The organism is Methanobrevibacter sp. 87.7, assembly GCF_002208625.1.
Classification (GTDB): Archaea; Methanobacteriota; Methanobacteria; order Methanobacteriales; family Methanobacteriaceae; genus Methanarmilla.
Genome location: NZ_MRCT01000001.1, coordinates 1 through 19,211 on the forward strand (window position 1 = coordinate 1; position 19,211 = coordinate 19,211).

The following is a 19,211-nucleotide window of genomic DNA, read 5'->3' on the forward strand; positions in this document are numbered from 1 at the left end:
GTTATATAATTTTTCATGTTTTTTATTTTTAGCTTTTTAGACATTTTTCTGATTTTTATTTAGAATTTTTAGAAAAAAATAGTTAGTTTTTTATATTTATTTTTAGTAAATATTAATAAGGTAATATTTTATTTTTTTAATTTTCTATATTTATATAATAAATTTAGTGTTTATATTTTAGAAATTATTAAAATTTTAGTAGGTTATTTAATGTGTTTTAAAATTTTTTTTTAGATATATTTTAATAAACTTTTGGAGTATTTGTTATGATTCTTAAAAATCGTAGGATTCTTTTTCCGATATTTTTATTAATATTATTAATATTCTCCTTATCTGCTGTTTCTGCAGAGGATTTGAATAATAGTATTGATACAAATTCTTCTTTGGATTCTACTTTAAATAATAATTTTACTTCATCTGCGTATGTTTTATCAGATTCTAATTCATCTTATTATGAGTATACTTCTCATGATGAAAAATCTGAGTATAAAGGAATTTCTTCTGAAATTCAAAATCTTTCTGAAATAGATTCTGAGGATTATGATATTTATTTCAATGCTTCTGCATCTGTAGATGGTAATGGTTCTAAAGATAATCCTTATAAATATTTTAGTCATGAAATTAATGGTAAAAAAGTATTTTTAGCGGATGGTACATATAATTTAGGTAATACTTTAACTATACGCTCTAATACTACTATTACTGGTGAATCTAATAATGTAATAATTAATGCTTATAATCGTTATGGATTTTCAATTAATGAATTAGGTACATTGTATTTAAATAATTTAACACTTGATAAATTTAGTGTTACTGTTTATAGGAATTTGATTGCTAATAATGTTATTTTTTCAAATTCAACTTATGGTACTGGTAGTTTAGATAATACATTTGGAGGATTTATTTATGGAGCTAAAGCTCAATATTCTTATTATAATCCGAATGTATCTTTGAAAAATTGTAGTTTTATTAATGCTAAGGCATCCTATGGTGCTAGTATATATTTAGCAGATGGAACATTAGATATTTATGATTCAGTATTTATGAATTCCACTTCCTATATTTATGGTGGTGCTATAGCAGTATATAATACAGTTGTAACTATTTCTAATACATTATTTAATAACACTGTTTCTTTAGATGATGCAGGTGGAGCAATTTATGCATTAAGTTCTACTTTAAAATGTAATTATAATAATTTTACTAATTGTAATGCTAATTTTGGTGGAGCTATTTCTGCTTTAAGTTCTAAGGTTAATATTGATAATTGTAATTTTATTAATAATACTGTTAAATATGAAGGTGGAGCAATATTTGATATTTTCTCTCCAATAACTGTTAGTAACTCTAAATTTAATACTAATAAAGTTATGAATGGTGGTGCATTATTTGTTGATAATGGAACTTCATTTAAGGTAACTAGTACTGAATTTAATTATAATGATGCTTATGGTATTGGTAGTGCAATTTTTTCAAATGGAAATCCTAGTTTTATAATGGTTGATACTACATTTGCAAATAATTATGATGATGACGTATCTAATAATGTTTATAATCAAAGTTTTTGGCCATTATATTATGGTGGATCTAATGCTACTGTAATTGTAAATGATAATAAAAAATATAATGGAACTCTTCCAAGTAAATATAATCTTGTAGAACATGGTTATGTTACTCCTGTTAAAAATCAATTAGAAGGAGGTAGTTGTTGGGCATTTTCTGCTCTTGCTGCTTTAGAATCTTCTATATTAAAAGCAAATAATCAAACTTATGATTTTTCAGAAGAAAATATGAAAAATCTTGCTGTATATTATTCAGAATATGGTTTGATGTTTGTAGGTGGTAGTACTAAATTATTACCTAATGAAGGTGGACTTACTTCCATGTCTGTAGGTTATTTAGTAAGTTGGCAAGGACCTATTAATGAGTCATTAGACATATATGATGATTATTCATATGTTTCTCATTTATTTAATAATGAAACTATTTTACATGTTCAAAATGTATATTATATTCCTGCTAGGTCAAGTTATACCGATAATGATAATATAAAAAGAGCAATTTTAGATTATGGTGCTGTTGGAGTATCTATGTATTATTCATCTTCTTATTTAAATAGGTATAGCTATTATTCTAATACTCAACAAAATTCTAATCACGCAGTAACTATTGTTGGATGGGATGATAATTATTCAAAAGACAATTTCTATTATACTCCTGCTGGCAATGGTGCTTGGATTGTTAAAAATAGTTGGGGAAGTAGTTGGGGAGATAATGGTTATTTCTATGTCTCTTATTATGATACTAGATTCTGTCAAGTAGGTCTTCAAGATGCATTCTGTTTTATTTTAAATGATTCAACAAAATATAATAGAAATTATCAGTATGATACTGGTGGAATGAGTGACTGGTTTGTAACAGGAAAAAATAATATTTGGTATAAAAATACTTTTACTTCTGTAAGTAATGATTACTTAGCTGCATTTTCAACTTATTTTGAATCTGCATTAACTGATTATACTGGATATGTTTATTTAAATGATGTATTAGTAGATACTGTTTCTGGATCTACTACTTCAGGATATTATACTATTAAATTAAATAAATTAATTCCTTTAGCTAAAGGAGATAAATTTACTATTGCAATTAAAATTAATACTACCAATCTTGCAAATTTCCCTATAGAAGAAGCTTCTTCATATAGAATTACATTATATCCAAATGTTTCATATTTCAGTTATGATGGAAATAATTGGATTGATTTATATGATTATTCTATGAATATGTCTGATTATGGTCATTGGTATGATGGAGGTCAAGTTGCATGTATTAAAGCATTTACAACTCCTCGTTTAAATTTAAATAATGCAACTATTGTTGTTGAAAACATTACTGGTAAAACTATGGGTAATACTACTATTAAAGCAATTGTTACTGATGTAAATAATGGTTTTTTTGTTGAAGATGGTATTGTTTACTTTGAAATCAATAATAAAAATCATACTGCATTTGTAAAAGATGGTATTGCTCAAATTAATTATAATTTCATCAAAGCAGGTAATTATTCAATAATTGGATATTATTTAGGTGGATCTAATTATAATCCTTCTAATAAAAGTTCTACAGGTTTTGCAAATATTACTAAAATGTCAACTTTCGTATATATTGAAAATAAAGGTAAATCTAAAGTTGATGTTGATGATTATATTTACTTTACAGTAAAAGATGAAAATAATAATATTGTTAAAAATGGTACTATTAGAATTAAAAATGGTGAAGATGAAAAAATATATGATTTATCTAAAGATTCTTCATATTATATAATAAATTCCAATAAAGAAGCAAATTTCACTATTTATGCATTTTATGATGAAAATGACATGTATAAATCTAGTACAAATTCAGTTTCTGTTAGTATTACAAAACTTAATATTAATTATGATATTGTTGTAAATGGAAAAAATATTACTATAATAAGTCTTGATGAATGTGGTAATCCTATAAATTTTAGTACTACTGCTCTTATTTCAATTTATAATAATAATGGAAAATTATATAATAAAACTGAGTTTGATTTAAAAGATGGTAATTTCTCATATTTATATGATTTTGAACCAGGAGCTTATAAAATAACTGTTGTTTTTAATGAAAATGATAAATATTTAGCTTCTAATGTTTCATCAGTTACTAATGTTAAATCTTACACTGTTTTAGGTTTTGATTTCCCTAATAAAATTCCTGTTAATACTTCATCAAATTTAATTGTTAAACTTAATGATTGGAATAATAATCCTGTAGAAAGTGATGTTGTTACAATTTTAATTAATGTTAATGGTGTTAATGAAGACGTTCGTAATATTAATGTTAATTCAGGTATAGCTTCTTTACAATATGTCTTTACTAAATCTGGAAATTACATTTTTACTATAATATATAATGGTAATGAATATTATGATTCAAATCGTTCTTCAGTATATGTTAATATTTTAAAAGCACCTTCTTATATTAATGTTAATGCTGAAAATACTGTTGTTAGAAATGATTTACTTGTTAATGTAAGTGTTTTTCCTTCAGTAGCTACAGGATCAGTATCTATTGATATTAGTGGAACAAAATATTATGCTGATGTAAATGATGGTTATGCAATATTTAAAATTCCTAATTTAGGTATTGGTAATTATACATTATCTGCAGAATATTCTGGTGATAATAATTATGAATCTTCTAAAAACTCTACAAAATTTATAATTTACAGTGAACCTAAATTAACAATTGATTGTTTGGATAATAATTTAGTTGCTAAATTATCTGATGCTTCAGGTAATCCTATTGTAAATGCACCAATTACTTGTATTATAAATAATGCTAATAAAACATATACTACAGATGAAAATGGTATGGTTGTTATTAATAATGTAAATGGTAAATTCCGTTTTACAGCTATTTATAATGTAGGTAACTTTAAAGTTGAAGAGTCTACTAATGTTTTAATTAAAAATCCTGTAAGAAAAACTACTAATATTATTTATAGTAATTTTACCCAAACTGCAGTTGACTTTTATAATGGTGAAAGAGGAAGATACTTTAATGTAGTTTTAAAAGATTCTGATGGTAATCTTTTAGCAAATAAACCAGTAAGTATTGGTTTTAACGGCGTTGTTTATAATCTTATTACTGATTCCAATGGACTTGCAAAATTACAAATTAATCTTGCATGGCCTGGTATTTACACATTTGCTGTTGCATTTTTAGGTGATGATGATTATAATGGTAGTTTCGTTGTTGCTAAAATTACTATTAATCCTAAAACCACACAATTAACTGTTAATGATGTTAAGTATAAAGCTAATGCTTTAAGAAAAACTATCACTATAAAATTAACTGGAGTTAATGCTACAAACACTGGAAAAACAGTTAATGCTGTTGGTAAAACTGTTAAAGTTTCTGTAAATGGTAAAACTTATACTGTTAAAACAAATAGTAATGGTGTTGCTAGTATTAATGTTTCAATTAATAAAAAAGGAACTTATACTGTAGTTACAAGTTTTGCAGGTGATGGTACTTTTAGTGCTAAAACAACTAGTTCAAAATTAGTTATTGTATAGATAGTCATTTACTATCTATATTTTTTTTATTTTTATTCAATTTTTAATTAAAATACTATTTTTTATTATTTAAAATTATTAATTTGATTTTAAATGAGATAGATTTTAAATTTTTTTTATTATTTTTATTAATCTTCTTTTTTATTGTTTTTTAGGTATTTTTTTTAATTTTTTATTGATTTTAATTTTCTACATTTTTTTATACCTTATAAATTGTTTTTATTTATATACTATATCTTCAATTTACTTTGATATTTTGTAAATTATTTTGGTAATATTTAAATATTTTTTAATTTATATTATACATTAAGTAATTTTGATTAAGTTCAATTTACTTTATTTAAAATAATTTTTATATAAATTTGTAAAAATTTATTTAAAAATTAAAAAATTAATTTCCTATTTTCCTATATATTAAGAGGTGAAAAGTGTGGATTATAAAAAGAGTATTTTAATATTTTCTATTTTAGCTATTTTCTTTTTATGTATATCTGGAATTAGTGCTACAGATCTTAATGATACTAATTCAAACACAGTAAATCAAGTAAATAATGCTCAAATAGATTTAAATAATTCTGTTTATGAAAATTCAAATATTGATGTTTTATCTGAAAATGAGGATATGTCATTTGATGTAGAAAATAATACCTTTTTTAACTATTTTACTCAGGATGGTTTTTTAAATAAAGATATTGTTCCTGAAGGTTCTACTTTTAATTTAAAAGGTAATTTTTCAAATATTACTAATTCTGATGGAAATGTTTTAGATGGAATTACCTTTGATTTTAAAGTTAATATTAATGGTATTAATGCTACTATTTATGATACTAGTATTTGTTTAGCTAATGATGATATTACTTTAAATAATTTAAAACTTATTAATAGTGAACAAGATTCAGCAATTATGGTTGGTGGAAATAATATTACTATAAACAATGTTTCTATAAATCAATCAAATAAAAATAGTGATTCATATGGAATTTATGTTGATAGTGTTTCTAATGTTAATATAATTAATAATAATATTGTATTTAATGGAAATACTAGAAATAAAACATATAATTTCCCAATTTATGTCTCTGATTCTTCTGATATTTTAATTGAAAATAATTCAATTAATAATACGGTTCCTTCTGTTCCATTAGATTATGATACTTATTATAATGTAATCTGTTATAATGGTGGTATTTCTATTATTAGTACTAATAAAGTTTCTTTTAAAAATAATAAAATAAATACTACTTACAGTGATAGTATAGGTTCTTATGATACATTATATAATATATTTGTTAAAGGAGTATCTGATTTTGATATGCTTAATAATGTTATTATAACTAATGGTAACAGTTATGTATATGGAGTTAATATTAATGGAATTTCTATGTATGATGATGACGGTGATTTTATAAGTTCTCCTTCTACTTTTATACTTGATAATAATACAATTAATGTTAATTCAAATAATTATGCAAATGGTATTTATGTAAATGGTCCATCTACTGGTAATATTACTAATAACCATATTAGTTCTACTGGAGTTGGTGTAAGTTATCCTATTGCTTCAGCAGCATGGAGTGGTGCAGTTAATGTTAATTATATTAATAATACAATTTATGGTTTAGCTAACTCTGTTTATGGTATTGAATTAATGGGTACTAATGAAACTGTAATTTCTAATAATATTACTGCAGATGGTAATTATACTTTAGGTATTGGATCTAGTGGTGATAAAAATGGTTTAATTATTAAAGATAATAATATAATCCTTAATGGTTTAGGACTTTCTAATCCAACCACTGGTGATTCAATTGAATCTGCTAATATCGGTATTGTAATATATAAAAACAATGGAATAATTGAAGGTAACAATATTAGTTCTACAGGATATTATGGTATAAATCTTACATCTACTACTAAAAATACTGTAACTAACAATAATATTATTGCTAATAATACAGTTGGTGATTATGCAGTTTATGCTGTTGAAGATAATACTGTAAATAATAATAATCCTATAAAAAATCAATCTAATATTAAAATTGATATTGATGATTATGGTAATATACTAGTTAATTTATTTGATTCTAATGGTAATCCAATACCTGATGCTAATATTATATATAGTGTAAATGGTACTGAAGTAGGTACTATTACTACTGATAAAAAAGGTATTGCTAATGTTACTGGTTTAGAAGGTAAAATATATTTCACTGCTAACTTTACTGGAAATAAATATTTCTTTGAATCTAGTGCATCTGATAACTTTATCATTGTTAAAAAATCTCCAAGATTAGCTACTAATATTGTTTCTAGTGATTTTACTCAGACTGCTGTTGATTTTTATAATGGTGAACGTGGCGGATACTTTAGTGTTGTTCTTAAAGATTCTGAGGGTAATGTTTTAGCTGGTAAGCCGGTTAGTATTGGTTTTAATGGTGTTGTTTATAATCTTGTTACTGATGCAAGTGGTGTTGCTAAACTTCAGATTAACCTTGCATGGGCAGGTATTTACACTTTTGCTATTGCTTTTTTAGGTGATGATGATTATAATGGTAGTTTTGTTGTAAATAAAATTACTGTTAATAGTAAAGCTACTACTATTCTTGTTGGTGGTCTTAGTACTCTTAAAGTTAATACTTACAGAACTTTGACTTTTGTTCTTAAAGGTGTTAGTGCTTTAGATAGTAAAAAGTATGTTAATGCTGTTGGTAAAAAATTAGTTGTTACTGTAAATGGTAAAGTATATAATTTAAAAACTGATAAGAATGGTAAAGCTACTCTTAAAGTAAAATTCAGTAGTGCTGGTACTTATACTATTACTACTCGTTTTGCTGGTGATGGTACTTTTGCTGCTAAAACAGTAACTAGTAAAATAACTGTTAGAAGATAGATTTTTTTAAATAGTCATTTTTTAATGACTATTTTTTGTTTTTTTTAGACTTCTTTATTTTTTTAGATTTTTTCTTAGTTTTTTCTAGTTTTTTAATTTTGTTTTTTGTAAAATTTTTTATAAAATTAATTTTTTTCATGAAAAAATAGTTTATATTTATAGAAATTTAATTAAAAGAATTTAAAAATAGTTTATTTTATTATAAATTTAAATTAAAAGATTAATTAGATTAATTTTTTTTATATGTAATAAGTTAATGTATTTTATTGTTAAAAGTTTTTTTTGGTTTTTTGTGTAAGTTGTATGTAGTTTTTATTGGAGTTTTTTGTAATTTGTAGATAGTTTTTTGTTAGAGATTTTTTTTTGTTTAATCTTTTGTAAGTAGTACAACACGGCTTATTTCAGAACCATTTGTTATACTACGACCACAATTTTCTCCAATTTCTGATGCAAATTTATTAACTTCATCGTAAGTTGGCATATTATCTAAACTTAATCTATCTCTTGATGAACCTACACACATATAAGATTTTACTTCAATATATGTTGGATCGGCTTTTTCAATAAGTTTTGCATAATCCTCTGGATTAATCATGTTTTTTCCTTTAACAACGGTTATTCGAAGTGCAGTATTATTAGTAAATGTATTAAGAATTTCAAGTGATTTGTTTAAATTATCCCAAGCATCATCTATTTGTGGGTTACATAAGTTTTTATATATTTTACTGTTAGGAGCATCTAAGGAAAGGTATGTTTGACTTGGTTCATTTTCTAGACTATTTAATTTTTCATAATTTTGACCATTTGATACAAGAAATGTTGAGAATCCTTGATGATTAAACTCACCGATAAGACCATCAATATCTGGATATAATGTAGGTTCTCCTGCAAGAGAAATTGCAGCATTTGTTGGTTTTTTCATTTCTTCTAATTTCTTTTTATCTGCTTTATCATTACCATAATATCCACATAAAAGTTTATTATGTTCTCTTATTCCATCTTCTATAATTGTTTCTGGATCATCCCATGGACCTTCCCATTCTGTTTTAGTAAGTGATAAATCTCTCCAACAAAATGAACATTTTTGTTGACAAAATGGAACTGCAGGAGACATTTGTAAACATCTATGAGATTCTATTCCATAAAATTTCTGTTTATAACAAACATCACGATTTACAATACTTTCACGTGTCCAATGACAAATTTTACATGCTGCATGACCATTTTTTCCTAAAAAACGATAACCACTTTTTTCTAATATTTTTTGTTCTTCCCTTGTTAATGCCATAAGATTACCTAATTCTATTTATTTATATTTTTTTTAATTAGTATGAAAATTTAATTTATTAATATATTTTTATTATTAAATTCTATAATTTAAATACTTCTTTAATTATTTATATATTAATCTATAAATTATATAATTAATATTGTAATTTTTAATTTAAAATAATTTAATTATATAACTAATGAGGTATAAATTATGGTTAATATTAAAACTCCTGTTGTAATCTTAAACTTCAAAACTTATTTAGAAGCAAGTGGTGAAAAAGCTTTAGATTTAGCTAAAGCATTAGAAAGTGCTGCTGATGAATCTGGAATTCAAATGATAGCTGCACCTCAAGCTTGTGATATTTACAGAATAAAAGAAGAAACTAGTATTCCTATTTTATCTCAACATATTGATGCTATTTCTCCAGGTAGTCATACAGGTTCTACTTTATTTGAAGCATTAATTGATAATGGTATTGATGGAAGTTTATTAAATCATTCAGAAAAAAGATTAACACTTGCAGATATTCAGTCAATTAATCAAAAATTAAAAGATAATAATTTAATATCTTGTATCTGTACAAATAACGTTGAAACTAGTGTAGCTGCAGCATGTTTTAATCCAGATATTGTTGCTATTGAACCTCCTCAACTTATTGGAACTGGTATTTCTGTATCTCAAGCAGAACCAGAAGTAGTTAAAGGAACTGTTGATAAAGTTAAATCTATCAATAAAGATGTTAAAGTTTTATGTGGTGCAGGTATTTCTACTGGTGAAGATATGCGTTCAGCAATTGATTTAGGTGCTGAAGGAGTACTTCTTGCATCAGGTATTGTTAAAGCTGAAGATCCAAGAAATGCTTTACTTGACCTTGTAAGTAAATTATAAATCTTTTTATAGATAATATGGTTGTTTATAGATCATTATCTGAAGATGATAATATAGATATTATTGCTGATTGGATTTATCAAACCGATCAAATGTTTAATTTTTTATTTAAAAATAAAGATAATGCAATTAAAGCAATATCTAAATTAATACTTTCAGATACTAAAAATCTTTATCATAGAGATTTTATAACTGTTGCTTCTGAAGATAATAATATATTAGGTATAGTAATCTCATATATGGGTTGTGATTTTTCATATTCTGAAATAATTAAAGCATTTTTAGATACAAATTGTAGTTCACGTTTTAGAGTGTACATGTTTACAATTTTAGATGAGATTCTTGCTTCATATGTTGGAGATAATGAGTATTATATTGGAATTTTATATGTAAATCCTAAATTTAGACATAATAAAATGGGTTCTAAATTAGTTAATTATTGTATTAATATTGCTAAAGATTTAGGTTGTGATTGTGTAAAATTAGATGTTGAATCATTTAAAAAGTCTTTACCTAATTTTTATTCTAAATTTGGATTTAAACAAGATAGTTATAATTTCTTTAAACTATTTAATAATAATTATAAACATGGTTTTATTAGTAATATAATTGCAGGAATTTGTATTTCATATTATTTTGGTCTTGATTATGGTTGCTATGGTATGAAATTAGATTTAAAATAATTATTATTAATATTTAAAATTATTTAATTAAAAGTTAAAAGTTGATATTATGGAAAGAGTAGGTAATGTAGTTGCTATTATTGGTATGGATTTAGATTCTAATTCCTATATTTTTGATGATGTTTTAGTAGATCCTGGAACAGGTCGTCATTTAGATTATTTTTTTGAAAATCTTAAAGAAGCTAATATAAAAATTGAGGATATTAATAAGATTGTAAATACTCATTGTCATTTTGATCATATAGGTGCAGATGAATATTTACAAAAAGAATATGGTCTTGAAGTTTATATGCATGAATTAGATGCAGATGCAGTTAAAAGAGCAGATGGTGAAGAAACAGTTGCAAGTCATTTTGGATCTAAAGTTCCAGATATTGATGTATCTGTAATTCATGAAAATGATAAATTTAATGATTTTAAAGTTATTCATACTCCAGGACATACTCATGGTGGTATATGTTTATATGATGGTAAATCATTAATCACTGGAGATACTGTATTCTCAGATGGTAGTTTTGGAAGAAGTGATTTTAAAACAGGTAGTACTGAAGATATGAAAAATTCACTTAATAGACTTTCTAAATTAGATGTTGAAAATGTTTTCACTGGACATGGTCCATATATAGTTGGAAATGGTTCTGCATCTGTTAAACTATCTAGTGATAATGCAAATAAATGGTATTAATTTTAAATTTTTTAATTTAATATTCATGTCTTCTTTAAATATTTAATTTTAATATTTTATAAAATAGTAATTACAAATTTATACCTTCTTTAAGTATTTAATTTTGATATTTTACTAAATTTTATAAAATAGTAATTACAAATTTATTAATAATATATTTTTTAAGAGTGGGATAATGGTTGGAAAGTTTTATACTATTGATGATTTTGATGTAGAAGGTAAGACAGTACTTTTAAGAATTGATATTAATTCACCAGTAGATCCAAACACTGGTTCTATTTTAGATGATACACGTATGAAATTGCATTCTAAAACAATTTTGGAACTTGCAAGAAAAGGAGCTAGAGTGATAATTTTAGCTCATCAATCACGTCCAGGTAAAAAAGATTTTACCACTTTAAGACAACATTCTGATGTTTTAAGTAGACTTCTTAGAAGGAAAGTTAAATATGTTGATAGTATATTCTCAACTCCTGCTAAACTTGCAATTAATAATCTACGTCCAGGGGAAATTCTTCTTCTTGAAAATGTTAGGTTTTTTTCAGAAGAATCATTAAAACGTCCTATTGAACAACAAGCACAATCTATGATTGTACGTGAACTTTCACCATTAATTGATTATTTTGTTAATGATGCTTTTGCAGCTGCTCATCGTGGACAAGTTTCACTTGTAGGTTTTACACTTAATACACCTTCTGCTGCAGGTCGTGTAATGGAACATGAATTACATATTATTCAATCTACTTTAGATAATGTTAAATCTCCATGTGTATTTGCACTTGGTGGTATGAAAGCTGATGATTCTATTATGGTAGCTGAAAATGTATGTGAAAATGGTACTGCTGATTATGTTTTAACAAGTGGTCTTGTTGCAAATATATTCCTTGCAGCAGCAGGATATAATATTGGAAAACCAAATATGGATTTAATTAAATCTCAAGGATATCTTGATATGATTGATAAATGTAAAGGTTTACTTGAGAAATATCCTAATCAAATAGTATATCCTAAAGATGTAGCTGTTGAAATAGGTAATGAAAGAGTAGATGTTTCTATTGATGAAATTCCAGATTATCCAATTTATGATATTGGTAAAAACACTAGTGCAGAATATGCGAAATCTATTATGCATGCAGAAACAATATTTGCAAATGGTCCTGCAGGAGTATTTGAAAATCCATTATTTTCAATAGGTACTGAAGATATTATTAATGCTATTGTATCATCTAATGGTTATTCAATTATTGGTGGTGGACATATTGGTGCTGCTACTGTAAATATGGGATATGAAAATAAGGTTAATCATGTAAGTAGTGGTGGTGGAGCTTGTATTAATTTACTTGCTGGTAAAAAACTAGATGCAGTTGAAGCATTAATTAATAATAAAAAAAGATTTGATAAAAAATTAAATCTATAATTTTTTTTATATTTTTTAATATTTTTAGCTATTTTTTAGTTTTCAGTTATTTTCTTGTTTTAATATTTTTAGCTATTTTTTTAAATTATTTTTTTTTTAAAAATAGATTTTATAAGTTTTTAATATCTTGAAATTAAGTTCTTTTAAAAATAGATTCTATTTATTATTTATTTTTTTATATTTAAATAAATATGAGAAATAATATAAGAGTTTAATTATATTTTTTTAAACTCTTCAAGTAATTTTTCACTAGCTTTTTTTGGTTCTTCTGCATTCATAATTGCAGAAACTACAGATATTCCATCTGCACCAGTACCTTTTAATTCTTTAACATTTTCTGTTTTAATTCCACCAATAGCAATTACTGGAATATTTACAGATTCTTTTATTTTTTTAAAGTCTTCAATACTTACAGAATCTGCATCTTTTTTAGTATTTGTTGTAAAAACAGCTCCACAACCAATATAATCAGCACCATCTTCTTCTGCTTTTTTTGCTTGTTCAACTGTTTGAGCAGAAATTCCAAGTATTCTATCTGGTCCAAGTATATCTCTTGCTAATGCACCATCAATATCATCTTGACCTACATGTGCACCATCTGCACCAAGAGCTATTGCAATACTTAATCTATCATTGATTATAAGTGGAATATCATACTTATCAGTTATTTCTTTAACTGCCTTTGCTTTTTCATAAAATGGTATAAGATCTAATTCTTTTTCACGAACTTGTACAATACTTACTCCACCTTTAATACTTTCTTCAATGATATTTAAGAATTCTTGATTTCTTTTATCTTTACTATTAGTTACAAGATATAAAGAATAATCAATGTCTTTCATATTATTCCTCCATTTTAAAAATTAATAAAAAATTATTTATTAAATAAATTTAAGTTTTTATAATTATTTTAAAATCTTATTTAAAAAATTTTTATAATTATATTATAGATTTAATATTTAATTTATATTTACTTTTAAAATATTATTTAATTTAGATTTATTAAGAATTTCTTCATTATTTAATTTATATAATTCATCAATAAGCTGAGTTCTAAAGCTACCTGTTCCTAAATTGTTTTCTTTACAGTATTCTCCAGCTATTTCTCCTGCAATTCCCATACTTAATCCAGCAGTAATTGTAGCTATTAGTTTGTCATCATTTGATCCAATGAATGCACCAAGTATTGATGATAACATACATCCAGTTCCAGTTATACGTGGCATCATGTCACTACCATTTTCTATGGTGTATGTGTTTTCTCCATCTGATATAATATCAATTGGTCCACTTGCAAATACAATTGTATTAAGTTGGTTTGCTAATTTTTTAACAATTCTTCCATTTACTTTAATGTTATTACTAGATATGATATCTTCATCTGCTACATCTACACCTTTAACAATATTTTCAACATTTTCTAAAATTCCAACAAATTTAGCAATTGCTTTAATTTCAGACATATTTGCACGTATTGCAGTTGGATGATAATCTCTAATAATTTTTAATGTTGTATCATTTCTAAGTCCACTAATTCCAATTCCTACAGGATCAAGAACAATTGGTGTTTGAATTTTATATGCTTCATCTGCAGATGTAAACATTCCAGCTATTTGACTTTTAGTTAATGTACCAATATTAATTACAATTGCATTATCTATTTTAGCTATTTCTCTTTGTTCTGATTCATCATTTGACATTAAAGGTGATGCACCAATTGCAAGAACTGCATTTGCACAATCATTAACAGTTACAATATTTGTAATACATTGTGTAAGTGGTGCTTTTCTTCTTAAATTTTCTAATGCTTTTAAACATTTATTAATTATTTCATTATTATCTGTCATATTTTAACTTATACTAATTTTTATTATAAAATTCAAATTTAATTTATTAAAATTAGCTATTTGCTAATTATTTTCTATTTTAAACTTTATTTAAGATTTAATTATTTTAATTTCTATCATAATCCTATTTTAAAGTTTTTTATATTTTAATTATATTTCTAATGAATTGAATTTAGCCATTTTTTTAATAGTTTCATAATTCATTTTATATAATTCATCAATGAAGTATGCTCTGAAATTACCTGTTCCTAAATTGTTTTCTTTACAGTATTCTCCAGCTATTTCTCCTGCAATTGCGGTAGTTAAACCTGCAGTAATTACTCCAATTAATGGTTTATTTGAACCAATAAATGCAGCTACTACTGCAGAAAGCATACATCCTGATCCAGTTATACGTGGCATCATGTCACTACCATTTTCTATGGTGTATGTGTTTTCTCCATCTGATATAATATCAATTGGTCCACTTGCAAATACAATTGTATTAAGTTGGTTTGCTAAATCTTTTACAATTTTACCATTTCTTTTAAGATTATCTTTTGAAATAATATCATCATCTGCTACATCTACTCCTTTTGCAATAGTTTCTTCATTGATAATTCCAATTAATCTTGCTATTGTTTTTATTTCAGACATATTTCCTCTAATTGAAGCAAGTTCATAATTATTGATTATTTTTAGTACAACTTCGTTTCTAAGAGTACTTATTCCTACTCCTACTGGATCTAAAGTTATTGGGATATTTTCTTCATTTGCTTTTTTACAAGCTACAAACATTGCTTCTCTTTGGTCTTTACTTAGTTTACCAATATTTATTTCAAGTGCATTATTAATTCCTACAACTTCTTCCTCTTCTTCAGCATCGTCTGCCATCATAGGTGAACCACCTACTGTAAGAACTGCATTTGCACAATCATTAGATGTAACTATGTTCGTTATACATTGGGTTAATGGTTTTATTTTTTTAATATTTGTTAATCCGTTTTCTGTTTCTTTTAATAATTCTTTACTGTTAATCATATTTTTATCTCTTAATAATTTTTAATATTTAAAAATAGTTATTAAATAACTTAAAATCTAATTAAAGTTTTTAATAATTAATAAAGTATAATTAAATTTTTATTATCTATTAAAATTTCATTAAAGTTTTTAATATTGAATTGTATGTTTGAATTAGATTTTTACATACAATATAACATATGTTAATTTTTATATTTATTTTATTCTATAATCTCTTAGAAATTTTATATAAAAATAATAGTAACATTTATATGTTAAATTGAATAAAAGTAATTATGTTATTATACTAATTATGCCTCGGTGGCTCAGTCGGTAGAGCGCCAGACTTGTAATCTGGTGGTCGGGGGTTCAATTCCCCCTCGGGGCTTATAATAGTATTTAAATTTTTTTAAATATTATTATTTTATTTAATTTAGTTTTTTACTTTATTAAAAACTTTATTTTATAGTTTAAGATAAAATTTATTCTATATTTTTTCTATTTATTTTTAGAAAGAATTTTTTTAGTATGATTTTATTTAACTTCATTATTTTTAATAAATTTCATAGTAAAAAACGAAACATTTATATATATCTTTTATCTAATATATTAGATAGTTATATTGTTTTATATAATATTTGTATGGGACCGTAGGGTAGCTTGGTCGATCCTTTGGGCTTTGGGAGCCTGAGACTCCGGTTCAAATCCGGGCGGTCCCACTGTCCCGCCTTAGCTCAATTTGGCAGAGCGTTGGACTGTAGATCCAAATGTTGCTGGTTCAAGTCCGGCAGGCGGGATTTAATATTTTAAATTTATCATAGGCGTGTATTTTATTTTTTTTATTATGAAATATACAAACCTTTATATACTATGATAACTAAAGTATTAATAGTTGCATATTATAGAGTTTAATATGTTAATTTATATTTAGTGAGTGTGCCTTGGTGGTGTAGGGGCTATCATGTGGGCCTGTCGAGCCCGCGACTCGGGTTCAAATCCCGGCCAAGGCGCTTTTCTAAAAGTAAATTAATTAATTCTTAATTTTACAAAAGCTTTATATAGTATGCTAACATAAATAAATATTGGAAACTATCCAAAATTTAAATGTATTTGTGAGGGCTCGTAGCTCAGTCTGGCAGAGCGCTTGGCTTTTAACCAAGCGGCCGCGGGTTCAATTCCCGTCGGGCCCGTTTTCTAGTTTTTTTATATTTTTATTTTATGAGTTTTTCAATAATTTTTTATCGATTTTTCATATTGGAGGAAATTAATTTGAAATTGGATATCCAAAAACATGATTTAGTTCCTGTACATGAGATTTTAAGTGAAAAAGAAAAAGAAGAATTTATAGAAAATTTAGAATATGATGAAGAAAACCTTCCAAAAATTTTATTAAGAGATCCTGTTGTTAAAGAAATAGGTGCTAAAGAAGGAGACATTCTTAGAATTACTCGTGAAAGTAAAACTGCCGGAATGTTTGTAACTTACAGGTTAGTTGTAGACAGAGATTCTGATTAGATACTATATTATTTAATGGTTTAATCAAAAAGTATATTTTAGTAAATAAAATTTAAGTATTTTAATCATTGCTTTTTTTTAATTTTTAATTTCTGCACTTCTTATTATGTATTTCTTAAATTTATTTTAGTTTTAGTATATTCTGCATGTTTACTACTTTTTTTATAGTAGTACTAGAAATTAACTAGTGTACTATCTTATTTTTTACTAATTATAATTATTAAAATATATGATTTCTATTTTATTAGACTATTGATTATTCTTATTTTTATTAAATATTTACTATGTATCGTTGTTTTTTATTATATTGTAAATTTTTTAAAAAGATACTGGAGGAAGTTCATGACAAAAGAGACATGGGCATTAGTAGATTCATTTTTTGATGAATATAATTTAGTAGACCATCATATTAAATCATATAATGATTTTGTAGAAAACCGTATTCAAAAAATTATAGATATTACTGATCCTATTAGTTTAGAAAAAGGTAAATATACTGTACGTACTGGTAAATTACACATTGAACCACCTTTTACTAAAGAAGCAGATGGTTCTAAAAGTGAAATTTATCCTACTGAAGCTAGACTTAGGAATTTAAATTATTCAGCTCACATGTACTTACAAATGGCATTAGATATTGAAGGTGAACCTGAAGCTGAATTTGAAGATGTTTATATTGGTGAATTACCTGTTATGCTTAAATCAAATATTTGCCATTTAAATGGTTTAAGTGATGAAGAATTAAAAGATATTGGTGAAGATCCTCAAGACCCTGGAGGATATTTCATTGTAAATGGTTCTGAAAGAGCAGTAGTTACAATGGAAGAAATTGCACCAAATAAAATAATCTTAGAAAGAATTGGAAATATTGAGGATAGACGTGCTAAAGCTGTTGTTACTTCTATTAAAAGTGGTTTTAGAGCAAGAATTAACTTAGAATATAAAAAACCTCGTAAAAAAGGTGTTTTCTTAAGAATATCTTTCCCTTATGTTCCTGGTGAAATTCCTCTTGTTATTTTATTACGTGCTTTAGGTCTTTCTACTGATCAAGAAATTATTAGAGCTATATCTAAAGATGATTTTAACTTCCAAATGATGATTGCAGATGATATTCAAGTATCTGAACCTTCATTAAAACTTGATCCTAATGAAATGACTGATTTAACTAAAGAGGAAAGAAGGGATTATTTAAGTCAACAAGCTCTTAAATTTATTGGTAATCGTGTAGCTAAAGGAATGAGTGAAGATTATCGTATTAAACGTGCAAAAGATGTTATTGATAGGTATTTATTACCTCATATGGGAACTGAACCTGAAAAACGTCATGATAAAGCTATTTATTTAGCTGAAATGACTGAAATGTTACTCCAAGTTATTGAAGGTCAACGTGAACCACACGATAAAGATCACTATACAAATAAAAGACTTAGAGTATCTGGAGACTTAATGGAAGATTTATTTAGAGTAGCTTTCACTTCACTTACAAGAGATATGAGTTACCAATTAGAAAGAAGTATTTCAAGAGGTAAAGAACTCTCAATTAAACAAGCTGTAAGATCTGATGTTTTAACAGAAAACATTAAACATGCTATTGCAACTGGTAATTGGGTTGGAGGTAGAGCTGGTGTAAGCCAACTTTTAGATAGGACAAGTTATATGGGAACTCTTTCTCATTTAAGACGTGTTGTATCTCCTTTAACAAGAAGTCAACCTCACTTTGAAGCAAGAGATTTACACCCAACACAATTTGGTAAAATATGTCCAAATGAAACTCCTGAGGGTCCTAACTGTGGATTAGTAAAAAACTTAGCATTAATGTGTAAAATATCTGAAGGTTCAGATACTCAGGAAATTGTTGATGTTATTAAAAGTATGGGAGTATTGAAAGAATCTCAATAGATTTCTGGAG

At 25.4% G+C, this 19,211-nt stretch carries 12 protein-coding genes and 5 tRNA genes; 13 read left to right on the forward strand and 4 right to left on the reverse strand.

What is annotated here, in order from left to right; all coding sequences use genetic code 11:
* Positions 1-266: 266 nt before the first annotated feature.
* Both BGI41_RS00005 and BGI41_RS00010 read left to right on the forward strand, forming a co-directional pair.
* Complete coding sequence (locus BGI41_RS00005) at positions 267-5,105, forward strand: Ig-like domain repeat protein (RefSeq protein WP_088538209.1); 4,839 nt, start codon at positions 267-269, stop codon at positions 5,103-5,105.
* Positions 5,106-5,535: 430 nt separating this feature from the next.
* Entirely contained in the window at positions 5,536-7,995 is a 2,460-nt protein-coding gene (locus BGI41_RS00010; RefSeq protein ID WP_088538210.1) for an Ig-like domain-containing protein, read from the forward strand.
* 367 nt (positions 7,996-8,362) lie between these two features.
* On the opposite strand, the gene twy1 is transcribed toward BGI41_RS00010, so the two are convergent.
* Positions 8,363-9,283: a 4-demethylwyosine synthase TYW1 gene (gene twy1, locus BGI41_RS00015; RefSeq protein ID WP_088538211.1), complete on the reverse strand. Its 921-nt coding sequence runs from the start codon at positions 9,281-9,283 to the stop codon at positions 8,363-8,365.
* Between the two features lie 204 nt (positions 9,284-9,487).
* Here twy1 and tpiA point away from each other — a divergent pair, with 204 nt between their 5' ends.
* The 4 genes from tpiA to BGI41_RS00035 all read left to right on the forward strand — a co-directional run bounded on the left by tpiA (position 9,488) and on the right by BGI41_RS00035 (position 12,941).
* A complete protein-coding gene (gene tpiA, locus BGI41_RS00020) occupies positions 9,488-10,156 on the forward strand; it encodes a triose-phosphate isomerase (protein WP_088538232.1) in 669 nt (222 codons plus the stop codon).
* A 17-nt stretch (positions 10,157-10,173) separates the two neighbouring features.
* On the forward strand, positions 10,174-10,839 hold the full coding sequence (locus tag BGI41_RS00025; RefSeq protein ID WP_088538212.1) for an N-acetyltransferase: 666 nt from the start codon (positions 10,174-10,176) through the stop codon (positions 10,837-10,839).
* 49 nt (positions 10,840-10,888) lie between these two features.
* Positions 10,889-11,524 (forward strand): MBL fold metallo-hydrolase, encoded by a 636-nt coding sequence (locus BGI41_RS00030; protein ID WP_088538213.1) that lies wholly within the window; start codon positions 10,889-10,891, stop codon positions 11,522-11,524.
* Positions 11,525-11,696: 172 nt separating this feature from the next.
* Positions 11,697-12,941, forward strand: a complete 1,245-nt coding sequence (locus tag BGI41_RS00035) for a phosphoglycerate kinase (RefSeq protein ID WP_088538214.1) — start codon at positions 11,697-11,699, stop codon at positions 12,939-12,941.
* Positions 12,942-13,156: 215 nt separating this feature from the next.
* On the opposite strand, the gene thiE is transcribed toward BGI41_RS00035, so the two are convergent.
* From thiE to thiM (BGI41_RS00050), 3 genes are all read right to left on the reverse strand, one after another.
* Complete coding sequence (gene thiE, locus BGI41_RS00040; protein ID WP_088538215.1) at positions 13,157-13,783, reverse strand: thiamine phosphate synthase; 627 nt, start codon at positions 13,781-13,783, stop codon at positions 13,157-13,159.
* Positions 13,784-13,900: 117 nt separating this feature from the next.
* Positions 13,901-14,788, reverse strand: a complete 888-nt coding sequence (gene thiM / locus BGI41_RS00045) for a hydroxyethylthiazole kinase (protein WP_088538216.1) — start codon at positions 14,786-14,788, stop codon at positions 13,901-13,903.
* A gap of 150 nt (positions 14,789-14,938) precedes the next feature.
* Complete coding sequence (thiM, locus tag BGI41_RS00050) at positions 14,939-15,808, reverse strand: hydroxyethylthiazole kinase (protein WP_088538217.1); 870 nt, start codon at positions 15,806-15,808, stop codon at positions 14,939-14,941.
* A gap of 294 nt (positions 15,809-16,102) precedes the next feature.
* Between thiM (BGI41_RS00050) and BGI41_RS00055 the strand changes: the two genes are divergently transcribed.
* The 7 genes from BGI41_RS00055 (at position 16,103) to BGI41_RS00085 (ending at position 19,201) form a co-directional block, all read left to right on the forward strand.
* Positions 16,103-16,175, forward strand: a tRNA-Thr gene (locus tag BGI41_RS00055).
* Positions 16,176-16,431: 256 nt separating this feature from the next.
* Positions 16,432-16,506, forward strand: a tRNA-Pro gene (locus tag BGI41_RS00060).
* A 4-nt stretch (positions 16,507-16,510) separates the two neighbouring features.
* Positions 16,511-16,584 (forward strand) — tRNA-Tyr (locus BGI41_RS00065).
* Between the two features lie 141 nt (positions 16,585-16,725).
* Positions 16,726-16,797, forward strand: a tRNA-Asp gene (locus tag BGI41_RS00070).
* A 106-nt stretch (positions 16,798-16,903) separates the two neighbouring features.
* A tRNA-Lys gene (locus tag BGI41_RS00075) sits at positions 16,904-16,977 on the forward strand.
* A gap of 79 nt (positions 16,978-17,056) precedes the next feature.
* A complete protein-coding gene (locus BGI41_RS00080) occupies positions 17,057-17,302 on the forward strand; it encodes a DNA-directed RNA polymerase subunit H (RefSeq protein ID WP_088538218.1) in 246 nt (81 codons plus the stop codon).
* Between the two features lie 342 nt (positions 17,303-17,644).
* On the forward strand, positions 17,645-19,201 hold the full coding sequence (locus tag BGI41_RS00085) for a DNA-directed RNA polymerase subunit B'' (protein WP_088538219.1): 1,557 nt from the start codon (positions 17,645-17,647) through the stop codon (positions 19,199-19,201).
* Positions 19,202-19,211: the final 10 nt, after the last annotated feature.